Origin of the sequence: Pantoea sp. B65 (assembly GCF_047308185.1) — a bacterium.
Lineage (GTDB): Bacteria > Pseudomonadota > Gammaproteobacteria > Enterobacterales > Enterobacteriaceae > Erwinia.
In genome coordinates, this window is the sequence record NZ_JAHXPU010000041.1 from 191472 (window position 1) to 203924 (window position 12453).

Below are 12453 nucleotides of genomic sequence, written 5' to 3' on the forward strand. Positions count from 1 at the left end.
TTATTTAGCCGTTCATTACCGAGTATCGACATCGCTCCGTGATGAGAGAGGGAAACAACCCATTTATTAATACTATTTCCGCTGCTATTTTTACCATAATATATATTTTAAATTATATTCTTATTAGTTATCATATTGCCGGGAAACAAGGTAGTTTCACCGAAGTGACTTACAGGGAGTTATTACGCGATGCGACTTATATCTTTTCCGCTTAAAGTCTTTTCAACACAGAACAGAATGAATGACTATAGCGCACCAGACATGCGCTGCGGCGACCTTACCGAGAATCAACTACGTAATCAATATAAGCTAACAGATGTATCCAGTAAAATAGAACCATATTCACGAATCCCCTGCGAATACCCGATAATGCTGCCAGCGCGAAGTTTAACCCGCAAACCGAAATCTCATACCATTGACAGAGCGGTCTCTAAAGAGGAATGTGCCAGTCTGCTCTTTGATGAAATGAGGGAGCTATCCACACTCTTTGCGACAGGGAGATACGCTCATCTGATTGACCAGATGATCACACATTTCCATCGCGGAAAGGGAAACTCATTTTCGTCCTCGTCGCTTGACGAAGCATATAACAGGGTGATTCATGAAAATCCACTGCGCAATACCTTGAATGCCCTGAGAGTAGCGATCGCTAAGAATATTAACTACTCAAAACGAACCATTACAGAAGTAGGTTTTTTCCTTTCCGATGCAAAAAACAAAATTTTTCTAACACGGTTACCTAAATTTGACAGATGGTCTGATTGCGTCAACGGACTGGGGATAACAGTACATGAGATACATGCTCAGACCATCAAAATAAATAGCCTTGTGGTAGATAGTTCAAACTGGACAGCCGAAATAGAGTTCAATGCCCAGGACCATTTTGGTCTCGATGATAAAGATATAAACAACAATTTGTATCGATCATTCCGTTTTTTCCGTATTTGGTTTGTATTACAACGTTATCAGAATATGGCCTTTAAACCGTTTATGACTAACTTCAGCACAAAGCTAACCCTACGTGGCTACCGCAATGAAAATTTATTTTAAGATAATTATCTTCTCAGGATTGATTTTTGTGCCTGTTTTAAACTTCTGGAGCCTGAGAGCGGTCAATATTATTGATATTCATTCTGCAAGAGAATATAGCCAGATAATCGTCGACCACTTACCTTTTACAGACAAAGAAAAAATTGAGTGGTGGCTAAAAAACCAGCAAGAAATAATGAAAAAATATAACATACCTCATTCTTATAAAGATGGTAGTTATAACATTACAATATGGAACATTGGCGATGGTTATCTAAATTCCGACGAGTACTATCGCAAAGATTTGTTGTGCTTTTCTGATATGAAAGACAAAAGAAACTGCATTGAAAAAAAACTACTTTTAACTATAGAAAAATCAGCCAACAATAAAATATATTTTTCCATCGGCTATAGCGGTAATATTTACACCTTCGAGAACAACAAAATAATCCTTTACAGGCAACTTGAGTGACATGCTTATTAATTTCGATGCCAGATAAAGCATTTATTCAAATAGCCATTTGTATGCTTTTCTGTTGCATAGTGATTCGCCGTCGGGGGTGGAGACTGTTTTTTGTGCAAACACAGGATATTCTGATACCAACAGAGGTCCAGCCGCTGCTGGCTCCCCCTTACCCGAAGGGGGAAGCAAAAACTATTGCAGAAAAGGGTTATTTAGCCGTTCATTACCGAGTGTCGACATCGGCCCGTGACCGGGAATAAAAGTCACATCGTCACCCAGCGGCAACAGCTTCTCTTTAATCGAACTAATCAGCGCCTGATGACTCCCCTGCGGGAAATCACTGCGCCCGACGCCACCATAGAAAATTACATCGCCAGAGACCAGCAGACGGCCGGTACGGTCGAAGAACACAATATGCCCCGGCGTATGGCCTGGACAATGCAACACCTCAAGCAGCGTATTACCTACCTGAACCGTTTCACCTTCTTCCAGCCAGCGATCCGGGGTTAGCGGTGCGCACTCCGCCAGGCCAAACATCCGGCTCTGGGCGGGTAAACCTTCTAACCAGAACGCATCCTGTTTCTGCGGACCAATAACAGGTACCGTATAGTGTGCGGCCAGTTCAGCGGCAGCGCCAACATGATCGAGGTGACCATGCGTCAGCAAAATTTGCCTGACGGTCACGCCCTGCTCAGTCACCGCGCGGATAATTTTTTCGGCATCGCCGCCCGGATCAACAATAGCCGCCTGCTGCGTTTCCGCACACCAAATCAACGAACAGTTCTGCGCGAACGCCGTGACGGGAACAATGTGATAGTCCATAACACTCCGTTACCGGCTAACACAGGGTCGCCGGAATTTCTCTCAGTTACCAGTGCCTTACCGGCCCGGTATCAATGTGAACAAAGTCACTGCTGGGGTAATATCCTACACCACCTGCGCGCATAGTTAATGCTGCTTTGCGTACATTGCTCAGAGAAACGCCTTCAATATGAAAATCCATCGCCTGACCGAGGGTATGGTAACTGTGTTTCGCTACCCCGCTGCTGTTGGCACGCAGTTCGTTGTTGGTGGTCCGCGAACGATAACCGGAAATCAGCTGTACCGGTTTACGCGTACCCAGCATCACCTGCAGACGATAGAGCTGATCGAAAAGCCGGGGATCGATGTTCTTCACTTTATTGGCCCGGTAATCGCGGAAAAAGTGATTAAGGCGCGACAACTCATCCTTGTTATAGCTACGACCGTTGAAAAACTCAGTTTTCAGGCTTTCACCGGTATTAAGGTTATTAAGGGTCAGAATGCGTGGACGCGGGGTAGAAAGCGTAGCGAAAGCCTGACCGGGCAGCAGCGATAAGCCAAGCGCTGCGCCGCCAAATGCCAGTAATTTCCGGCGATGAGTATCGAATTTATCCATGAAATGCTGTTACCTGAAAAACAATGGCTGAATGAGCAAAAAGTGCACAAGGCCGAACCATAACTGCCGTGCAGCCATCCGTCAACCCATTAAGGGCAAATCTGGAGGCATGCAAACGCCAGTAAGCGGCAGACAAAAAAATGCCGGGGCCCCGCCCGGCATAGTTTCTTACTGAATTTTCAATAATTAGAGTAGCAGCTGTCCGGCCAGGTTCTGTACCCGCGAACCTGAACGCGCGGTAGCATCATAATTGTAAATATCTGTTCGGAACTGTGGTTTCCCGTCATCAGCCACCCATGCCGTCAGGTAGTAGAGGTTAACCGGAATACGGCGACGAATCGGCACATAGCGCGTACTCCCCTCTTTTAGCGTACTGGAGATACGGGTATCGTTCCAGCCCGCATCCTGCAGCAACAGATTGGCTAAATCCGATGCTTTATTCACCCTTACACAGCCTGAACTGAGCGCACGAATATCCTTCTGAAACAGATTATGGTTCGGCGTATCGTGCAGATAGATGGCATCTGAACTCGGCATATTAAACTTATAGCGTCCCAGCGAATTGGCATCGCCCGGAGCCTGACGGACGCGATACGGGAAAGAAGCGGCAGATACCATGCTCCAGTCAATCATTGACGGGTCAATAACCGCTGCGTCGCTGCTCCAGCCGGATAACAGAGTGAAACCATGTTTATAAAGATAGGTCGGGTCCTGTTTAACCTTCGGCACAATATCCTGACGCACCAGTGTTGTCGGCACGTTCCAAGGCGGATTTAACACCACATTATTAAGCGCACTGCGCATAAGCGGGGTCTTGCGATCCGGCCGGCCGACGATCACCCGCGAGGAGAGGATCTCATTGCCACCAGCATAGTAAATCAGTGAATAGTTCGGGATATTCACCATAATGCCGTTATGCATATCATCCGGCAGCAGACGCAAACGCTGAATATTTAGCGCCAGTAGTGAGGCGCGCAGTTGCGGCGAGACATTCAACCATTCGCGGGTGCGCTGGCCAATGGTGCCGTCTGATGCTAATCCCTGCCACTGCTGGAAGCGTTTTAACCCCTCCACCAAATCCGGAGTATAAATACTATCGCTGCTGACAGCGGACGCTGGCTGCACATTGCCGGCATTTTCCGGTGTCTGTACCGGCAAATCGACATCGCTGGTCGCCGACGGGCTGACGGCAACGGGAGTATCACTTTCGTCAACCGGTATCGCCGCAGTTGGCACAGCATCCTGATGAGGCTGCGGCGCCATTGAGATATCATTTAACATCCCGGTACGCTGCAGTATTTCACGCAACGCCGGAACATCCTGACTAACCTGCCCCGGACGTAAGGTCTGTTTATCACTCAGTTGCGGCCATGGGCGATTATCCGCCAGCATGGTTTTCAGCGCCTGATGCATACGGACATATTGCGGATGTTGCGGCGCCAGTGCGATGACAAAGGTATTTAACGCGCCGGCATCGGCGGCGGTTTGCCACTGATTAATCACCGAGACAGGCGGCAGCGCCATTTTATACGGCACATTGCTGTATAACCAGGTTTCACCCTCGGTTGGTACGTTGGCCACAAACTGTAAGTACCCCAGCATCGCATCTGACAACACAATGTCGCGCGCCAGCCCGGTGATTGCCGGATCGGTTAATTGCTGCACCCACTGGGTAAACTGCGGCTGAACACCAGAGATAGCCACTTCCGCCAGTTGTTGCTGGAATTGCTGTATTGCCCCGCGATCCAGCCAGAGAGGCCGCATATCGCGCGCAGCATAAATCGAGGCTAACGAGGCCAGATAGAAAGGTTTTACCGTATGAGGTAGGACCGCAAGAATTTGCGCCTGACTCTGAGCAACGGTGGTCACACCCGCTGTTGCCGGCAGTGGTGATTTAATCGCTGCAGCAGCGCTGTACACTTGGGCGAGGCAAAGTACGATACAACACCCTAACGTCGCTTTTTTCAACGTAACAAAATTTGCCAGCAACATCCCTTGCCCCCTGTGTTTTTATTAAGCCATTACAGGCGAAAAAATATTTACCCGTTGGGCTATTACTCTTTGTTCTAAGTATAGAAACTAAAAACGGCATTTGCCCGGATGGCAGCAAATGCCGTTAACAGATTAATGCGAGTGCAACTGTTTTACTACATTTGCGCCTGCGTTTTTTCTGATTCAGCATCCGATGGATCTGTATCCTCCGCCACACTATTTGCCGGAGATGATTCAGCAGCGAAACCGCGCAGGCCAACCACATGCACATGCTCGGTGTTCTGGAACACTTTACGCACCAGTTTATAGGTGGTGCCTTTTTCCGGGCTGATATTTTCCGGTGCGGCAATAATCAACTGCATCTCCAGACGGTCGCACAATTCGAACAAGGTAGCGATCGATTTCGCATCAAGACGTGCAGCTTCATCAAGGAACAGCAGGCGGCATGGAGAAATATCTTTACCACGCAGACGCCGTGACTCCTCTTCCCAGCTCTGAACGACCATCACCAGAATCGACATCCCGGTACCGATGGCTTCACCGGTAGAGAGCGCTCCGCTTTCCGCACGCAGCCAGCCATCAGAACCACGGTTGACCTCCACTTCCATTTCAAGGTAGTTGCGGTAATCAAGCAACTCTTCGCCAATGGTTTGTGGGGTACGCTGGCCCATATCGATTTGCGGATTCAGGCGCTGATAGAGTTTTGCCAGCGCTTCGGAGAAGGTCAGGCGATTGCTGTTAAACAGGTCCTGATGCTGCTCATGTTGTTCCGACAGCACATCCAGCAACGTGGCATGCGCTTCACGGACGTTAACGTTCAGACGGACACTGCGTACCTGGCCAAAACTGACGCTGTTCAGCCCCTGGTTCAGCTGACGAATACGGTTCTGCTCGCGCTGAATGGTTTTGCGGATAATGTTCGATACGCTACGCGAACTGATCGCCAGCATCTGTTCGCGGGCCGTCAGCTCCTCCGTCAGACGGTTCAGCTCAATTTCCATCTGTTCGATGGCTTCCACCGGGTCGTCAGTACGGATAATATCCTGGCGGATACGCTCACGCAGATGCTGGTAAACCGCGATAAAGAACTGAATTTTGCGCTCAGGACGCTTAGGATCTTCCGACAAACGCAGCACGTCACGCAGATGTTCATTATCGGCTACTGCCAGACGCAGCGCGCCCAACGCTTTATCCGACATCGAACGCAGCTCGTCGGCGCCAAGGTAAGCCAGTTCGCGGCGATGCAAACGGCGCTCGACGCCATTATCTTTCACCATACGCATCACGGCACACCAGCCCGCTTTCGCCGATACCACCTGCTCACGATTCTGCTGGTAATCACGCTCCAGACGACGCAGTTTCTTCTGCAACGCGTCCATTTCCGCTTCACAGAAGGTGAGCTGTTTTTCCAGCTGGTTACGACGCGCACGGTTGGTGCTTAATGCCGTATAGAGTTCGTCACGACGAATACGAGCACGTTCCTCGGCACTGGCATCAGCCTGCACACCGATATCCTGCATCTCCTGGTTCAGCTCTTTCAGCATGTCGCGTTTGGCGTCAAAGGAACTTTTCAGCGAAGCCAGCACCTGCGAATATTGGGTCAGCTGTGCCTGATGTTGACGCAGCTGGTCACGCGCACGGGCACGTTCCGACTCCGCCTGCTCCAGACGGCGGCGCAGCTTCTCATTAAGATCGCTGTTGCCATTGAGCATGCCGGCAGAATCGGTATAGCCAAAGTGGGCGCGGCGCTGTGTCACTTCCGTTAAGGCAAACGCCTGCTGACGGGCATCGCGCTGTACCTGCTGCGCCTGCTGATAGTCAATTTTCAGCTGTTCATGCTGTTCCGGGTCACTCTGCAAGACGGAAATAATCGGCTCAAGGCGCGCCAGGTTATTACCATGCTGCTGAATAAAGCGCGAGGCTTCATGCGCTTCATCCAGACGTTCACGGATCTCTTCACAGCGGTCCTGCAGCGTCTCATCGGTCAGCAGGCTGACGCGCGGCAACAGGCGGTTAAGCTGCGCCACGCCCTCTTTTGCCAGCTCATACTGCTGGCGCTGCTGCAGATTGTCATTTTCGTGGCTGGTCTGCCCGCGCTCAATCTCAGTACGACGGCTATTGAGCTGGCGAATCTGTGCTTCCGGATCGTCTTCAAAGGCCACCGCCAGATGACTACCGATAAAGCGGCTGAATGACTGATGCAAACGCTGGGTTTTTTGTACATCAAACGACAGGGTGGCGTAGTTTTCCGCCAGTTGCTCACGTTCGTTATGCAGCAGTTCGAGCTGATTCTCACGCGCCGCACGACCAAACAACGGGATTTTCGGGAAGCGGGAGTAGCGCCACTGACGGTCGGCGATTTTTACCACCACCGCTTTTTCCAGCTCTTCAACGCCAAACACATTGTCGTCGAACGATTGCGGATCCCCTTCGATTAAATAGAGATCTTCCGGGCAATCTTCCAGACCGTCAAGCTGCTCACGCACCAGCGACAGATCCGGCACCACGATGGCATGTCGCGACGGGCCGTACAGCGCCGAGAAGTAAGGCGCATCATCAATGGTGACGTCATCATAAATTTCCGATAACAGTACACCGCCGAAACGCTCAGCCAGGTTGTTCAGCCGCGCATCTTCAGCGCCGCCAGGCTGGCTGAGCCTTTCGATCTGCTGTTCAATATCCCGCTTACGCGCGGCAATTTCATCACGCTCAACGGTGGTTTCGCGCTCACGCTCCAACAGCTGCTGCATAAACTCGGTCACCTGCTGGCTGTTCTCCAGCGGTTGTCCGGTCTGCTCACTTAACTGCGTCAGGATCTCCTGCGCGGCCAGCCAGTGTGGCGCGCGCGCCGTTAGCTGATTAATCCGCTCGCGCAGCTGGTCCAGCTCCTGGCGCATCATCATGCGACGCTCGCCAGCATCGGCTACACTCTGCGAAAGCTGTTCAATCTGCGCTTCCAGCTCACGCTGCAGCGATTCCAGTTCCTGGGCGTCATACTGCTGGCCCTGACGTTTGCAGAACTCATTCAGCAGGCGCTCGGCCTCCTGCTGCTCACGCAAACGTTGCTCCATCTCACTCAGGCGCAAACGCAGCGACGGCAGTTGCTCTGCGTGATGGCGCTGATTGGCGGCTTCGCGCAGTAAGTCACGGCCGGTTTGCCAGGCTTCGCTACGACTTACCGGACCGGCAATTTTATTTACCAGATCGAATGCCTGCTCGAACTGGCTGTGCGCGGCCTCTGCCACACTCATTTTCTGCTCAAGCATTAACAGCTTGTCAGTCGCTTCCTGCTCTTTTGCCTGGAAGGTCTCCAGCCACTGTTCCGCGTTGTCGACGGAAAGCTCCGGCAGACCACAGATCTCCTGCGCGCGTTGCAATGCCTGTAATGCCTGTTGATACTGGATCGCACGCGTCTGCTGCACGTCCAGCGCCTGCTGATAATCGGCCAGCTGGCTTTTTAACTCATCCACTTCCAGTTCAGCGGCTTCGGCACGGGCTTCATTCTCTTCGTGCACTTCGCGCGCTTCGGCCACCACCTCATTCTGCTCTTCCAGACGATAGGTCAGCTCCTCAAGATCGCCTTCATAGCGCTCGATTTTTTCCTGCTGACGCATCGCGGTTTGCACCAGATTCAGGTGATCGCTGGCGCCCTGATAGTCGGTTTCCAGATCGCTTTCCGCACCGGTATGCTCAGCCAGCTCGCGCGCCATTTCGATATGGCGGAACTGCTCGGCGCCCAGCTGTTTGCGGCTGGTAAACAGATCGTTGCGCAGCACCAGCGCGCCGTCCAGATGGATACGGCGCTCATTGGCGTGACGCATATAGTCAGCGGCCACATAGCTGGTCGCCTCAGAGATCAGATGTTTAAACAGATCGCGGTCGGATTGCGTGACGCGAATCGCTTCCAGCGTCATGCGGTTTTCACGCAGCGCCGCTTCCATATCCTGAAATGCCTTACGTACGCCGCTGTTTTCCGGCAACAGATAGTCGCGCAGTGAGCGGGTAATCGCGCTGGAGATGCCGCCATACAACGAAGCTTCAATCAGGCGATAGTATTTGCTGCGATCGCCCGCCGTGCGCAGACGACGCGCCACAATGCCCAGATCGAACATCAGCGAGTGATAGTCGGTGATCGAGTTAAACTGTTTAAACTGCACGCCTTCGATCGCCTCAAGACGATCTTTTAATTCACTTAGCGGCAGTACGCGCGCCTGGCGTTCATTCAGCGTCTCGGTCAAAATTTCCGTCGGGTTCATCGCCGTCGGCAAACCATGAATACTGAAGGGTTTAATATCGACCTTTTTGTCGCGTCCGGCGACCTGTTGCAGGCGCACGCCGACAATCACCCGCTGATGACGCGAGTTAACCACATCCAGCGCCGAGTAGCAGACACCAGCGCGCAACTTACCGTGCAGACCTTTATCGCGGGAACCGGAAGTGGCCCCGGCTTCGGTGGTGTTACGAAAATGCAGCAGCGTCAGATCGGGGATCAACGCGGTAATAAATGCCGCCATAGTGGTGGATTTACCCGCACCATTCCCCCCCGACAGGGTGGTTACCAGCTCGTCGAGATCGAAAGTGCGCGCAAAGAAACCGTTCCAGTTAATCAGCGTCAGCGAGCGAAATTTTCCGCGTTCAATCATGCCTGTTCATCCTCCGCGTTGTCTGACGTCATATCGTCACTCTCGTTCTCGTCGGCTTCATCATTCAGCGCCAGGCCACTCTCAATCGCCATCGCTTCGCCGTCACGGATCATGCGCAGTTGCGCCTCACGTGGATCGTCGCCGCTACGCACGTCGGCGCCAAAACGGAATACCGCTTCGTTAATCCGGAACTTGCTGCTGTCGTTGCCCATAAACCACACCATACCCAAACGACGCAGACGGTTTAATGACGCACGGGTCTTCTCCTGCAGCTTTTGGCGATCGAGATCGGAACCGGTTGAGCGCTGGTTAACCAGCTTCAGCAACTTGCTTTCATCAGCAAGGCTCAGCAGTTCGTCATACAGCTCCTGCTGGGTAAAGATACCTTCGTTCGCCAGGCGTTCCGGGCTGAGATAGAGATAACAGAGGATTTTGCCCACCATCATATCCAGCTCGGAGAGCACCGAACGCGGGATGAGCGTGGTGGAGCGCGGACGCAGATAGAAGAAACCTTCCGGCGCACGAATCAACTCAACGTTGTAGCGCGCGTAGAACTCTTCCAGAAACTCCTGATAATCCATCAGAAAAGCATGATTATCTAACTCTTCAATACCAATATGGCGCCCTGCACGTAACTGACTATCCAGCGCCGGGAAAAGCGAATTTGCCAGTGCCTGGGCCATTTTAACCGGCATCACTTGTTCAATATTTGTCGATGACATGTGCCTGCACCTTGGCTCCGTAATCATTAATGACCTGCCATTCTGCTGACAGGCCTGAGAAATCTGCTTCGGCCACGCCTAAACGCACGGCCTGATCGACGACAATACGCGCCACGTCAAAATGGCGGGCTCGCGGATATTGCGCCAGATAATCGCGTATTACCGTCCCTAAGTTGAGGGGTTTTTGCTGCGTTTTGTAAATCTGCAACGCTTCTTCAATCATCGCTGCAAGCTGTTCACGAATTTCATTAAATTCTTCGTATTCCAGCTCAGAAGGCAACTCGCCGGTGACCTCTTCACTACGCAGCGTCAGCTCTTCATCGCGCATATCGTAGAGACGGTCGGCGTTGGCATGGGTCAATGCCCATGGATTGGCGAAATAGTTCTGCACTGACTGACGCAAACGCTGGGCGAAGACGCGGTTTTTATCCATATCGATTGCGGTACGAATAAACTTATGCACATGGCGGTCATAACCGATCCACAGGTCAATCGCCTGTTGTCCCCAGCTGATAATGCGATCGAGCTTGTTTTGCAGATCAAACACCAGCTTGTCGACAAAACCCAGATCCGGGCTGTTCATGGTGGCGTCCTGAATGCGCAGCAGGTTGGCCTGCAGCTTGTCCCCTGCCGCTTCCAGCGTATCCTGCAGTTCGCGCAGGGTGCCGGAGGTCTCAGACAGCAACAACTCACAGCTGGAGATCGCCGCGCGCCAGTCCTGATTCAGCAACTGGGCGATATCATCTTTTACCGACTGTTGCTGCTCATCCATGATGCGCTGCGTCATATCGATACTGTCGAAAATTTCTGCCACCGAGTATTTCAGCGGCGCAAACACATTGCGATGCCAGTGGAATTCATCGCCATCCTCATCCGCGGCATCTGCCGCACGCTTCAACTCCTGCGCCACCATCGACAACTGCATCGACAGGCGTAAGGTCGAGAACTCGCGCTGGCGAATATAATAATCGGTAATGCCGATAGCCAGCGGTGTCAGGCGATAGATGGAGTTGCCTTCGGTTATCTCGCTGGTAAAGCGGTTGAGCAGGCGCTGACGCACCATATCATTGATGGCGTTATTGGCACGAACCAGCACGGTTTCATTGGTTTGCTCGAAGGCCTTACTGACATGGCGAAAGGCATCAATCAGCTCGCCTTCACTCATTTCACCGTCCATGCGCTCCCCGTTCAGGGTGGCGATGGCCAGCAAAAATGCCAGACGTTCGGTTGGTAAGGAGACGGAAAAATCGTTCTTTCGCGCCCAGGCAACCAGTTCCGGTACAGTCTGGGAAAATTCACTCATAGTTCGTCCTTCTGAATGGGTTTCCGCGCTGTGACGTGGATGTAACGCCCTAAACTTAAAAATGGCTCCTGCCGGCAATAACGCTGCTCCATTGCCAGCACTTCCTCGAATCTTTCGATCTGCTTCTCTTTGTCGCGCATATAGTCATGGAATACGCGGATCCCTGCCCGCCGCTCAATAATAAAACCGAGCTCACGTAACCAGCCATAGACCTGCTCCGGGTCACGCGGGTAGTCAGGTGATAAGGTCTTCCTTTTGCGCTTACGCAGGTCGGCCTGCAGATAGCCAAAATTGCCGAGGGTCAGTGTGCGCATGGTCAAACCATGCAGATTGTAAAACATCAGCGACAACACGCCACCCGGCGCCAGCGTATCGTACAGCGCCGCCAGAACCTCTTGTGGCTGCGCCACCCACTCCAGCACAGCGTGAAACAATACCAGATCAACCGGCTTATCCAAATGTTGACCGACCAGCTGGGCGCTAATTTGTTTGAATTGCATGTTATCGCTCACACCTTTTTCTTCAGCATAAGCACGCGCACGTTGTAACATCTCGCCGGAGAGATCGCACAGCAGTACCTGATGGCCGCGCGCCGCCAGGCCACTGCCGGTTTGCCCCTCGCCACCACCGGCATCCAGCACCGCCAGCGGCCGCGCGGGAAGCGTGGTTAATAAGGCATCCAGCTCTTGCCAGAGGATAGCCTGACGGATACGCCCTTTGGTGGTGCCGTAAATGTTTTGCGAGAATTTCTCGGCGATATCATCAAAGTTGCGATCCTGCATGACTTCGGCTCCGGAGTTGCTGCCGTTAATAAAGCGGCTATTTTGGCATACACTGGCGGAGAATGAACCTTTCAGTCATCGCTTCGCTTTTAGGTGACGTTT

Annotated in this window: 9 protein-coding genes; 2 read left to right on the forward strand and 7 right to left on the reverse strand. The window is 52.2% G+C overall.

The annotated features are described in order from the left end of the window. Nucleotides 1–189 precede the first annotated feature (189 nt). On the forward strand, nucleotides 190–1050 hold the full coding sequence (locus JWF83_RS21235; RefSeq protein WP_413652441.1) for a DUF3289 family protein: 861 nt from the start codon (nucleotides 190–192) through the stop codon (nucleotides 1048–1050). A gap of 28 nt (nucleotides 1051–1078) precedes the next feature. After that, nucleotides 1079–1501 carry a DUF943 family protein gene (locus JWF83_RS21240; protein ID WP_413652442.1) on the forward strand — a complete coding sequence of 141 codons (423 nt, stop codon included), beginning with the start codon at nucleotides 1079–1081 and terminating at the stop codon, nucleotides 1499–1501. 183 nt (nucleotides 1502–1684) lie between these two features. Here the strand turns inward: JWF83_RS21240 and JWF83_RS21245 are convergent, their stop codons facing one another. The 7 genes from JWF83_RS21245 to cmoM form a co-directional block, all read right to left on the reverse strand. Beyond that, nucleotides 1685–2314: an MBL fold metallo-hydrolase gene (locus JWF83_RS21245; protein ID WP_413652443.1), complete on the reverse strand. Its 630-nt coding sequence runs from the start codon at nucleotides 2312–2314 to the stop codon at nucleotides 1685–1687. A 46-nt stretch (nucleotides 2315–2360) separates the two neighbouring features. Next, nucleotides 2361–2909 (reverse strand): YcbK family protein, encoded by a 549-nt coding sequence (locus JWF83_RS21250; protein WP_413652445.1) that lies wholly within the window; start codon nucleotides 2907–2909, stop codon nucleotides 2361–2363. A gap of 186 nt (nucleotides 2910–3095) precedes the next feature. Then, nucleotides 3096–4901, reverse strand: a complete 1806-nt coding sequence (gene ldtD, locus JWF83_RS21255; RefSeq protein WP_413652446.1) for a L,D-transpeptidase — start codon at nucleotides 4899–4901, stop codon at nucleotides 3096–3098. A gap of 155 nt (nucleotides 4902–5056) precedes the next feature. Beyond that, entirely contained in the window at nucleotides 5057–9544 is a 4488-nt protein-coding gene (mukB, locus tag JWF83_RS21260; RefSeq protein WP_413652447.1) for a chromosome partition protein MukB, read from the reverse strand. Continuing rightward, nucleotides 9541–10266, reverse strand: a complete 726-nt coding sequence (mukE, locus tag JWF83_RS21265; RefSeq protein WP_413652449.1) for a chromosome partition protein MukE — start codon at nucleotides 10264–10266, stop codon at nucleotides 9541–9543. Before mukE ends, mukB begins: the two co-directional genes overlap by 4 nt. Further along, on the reverse strand, nucleotides 10247–11569 hold the full coding sequence (mukF, locus tag JWF83_RS21270) for a chromosome partition protein MukF (RefSeq protein ID WP_413652451.1): 1323 nt from the start codon (nucleotides 11567–11569) through the stop codon (nucleotides 10247–10249). The genes mukE and mukF overlap by 20 nt, the downstream gene beginning before the upstream one ends. Continuing rightward, on the reverse strand, nucleotides 11566–12351 hold the full coding sequence (cmoM, locus tag JWF83_RS21275; RefSeq protein ID WP_413652452.1) for a tRNA uridine 5-oxyacetic acid(34) methyltransferase CmoM: 786 nt from the start codon (nucleotides 12349–12351) through the stop codon (nucleotides 11566–11568). Before cmoM ends, mukF begins: the two co-directional genes overlap by 4 nt. Nucleotides 12352–12453: the final 102 nt, after the last annotated feature.

What these genes read in the sequence shown, in the direction of transcription:
- JWF83_RS21235 (WP_413652441.1), top strand. Translation starts at nt 190, where the DNA reads ATGCGACTTATATCTTTTCCGCTTAAAGTCTTTTCAACACAGAACAGA.
- JWF83_RS21250 (WP_413652445.1), bottom strand. Translation starts at nt 2,909, where the DNA reads ATGGATAAATTCGATACTCATCGCCGGAAATTACTGGCATTTGGCGGC.
- mukF (WP_413652451.1), bottom strand. Translation starts at nt 11,569, where the DNA reads ATGAGTGAATTTTCCCAGACTGTACCGGAACTGGTTGCCTGGGCGCGA.
- JWF83_RS21245 (WP_413652443.1), bottom strand. Translation starts at nt 2,314, where the DNA reads ATGGACTATCACATTGTTCCCGTCACGGCGTTCGCGCAGAACTGTTCG.
- ldtD (WP_413652446.1), bottom strand. Translation starts at nt 4,901, where the DNA reads ATGTTGCTGGCAAATTTTGTTACGTTGAAAAAAGCGACGTTAGGGTGT.
- mukB (WP_413652447.1), bottom strand. Translation starts at nt 9,544, where the DNA reads ATGATTGAACGCGGAAAATTTCGCTCGCTGACGCTGATTAACTGGAAC.
- mukE (WP_413652449.1), bottom strand. Translation starts at nt 10,266, where the DNA reads ATGTCATCGACAAATATTGAACAAGTGATGCCGGTTAAAATGGCCCAG.
- cmoM (WP_413652452.1), bottom strand. Translation starts at nt 12,351, where the DNA reads ATGCAGGATCGCAACTTTGATGATATCGCCGAGAAATTCTCGCAAAAC.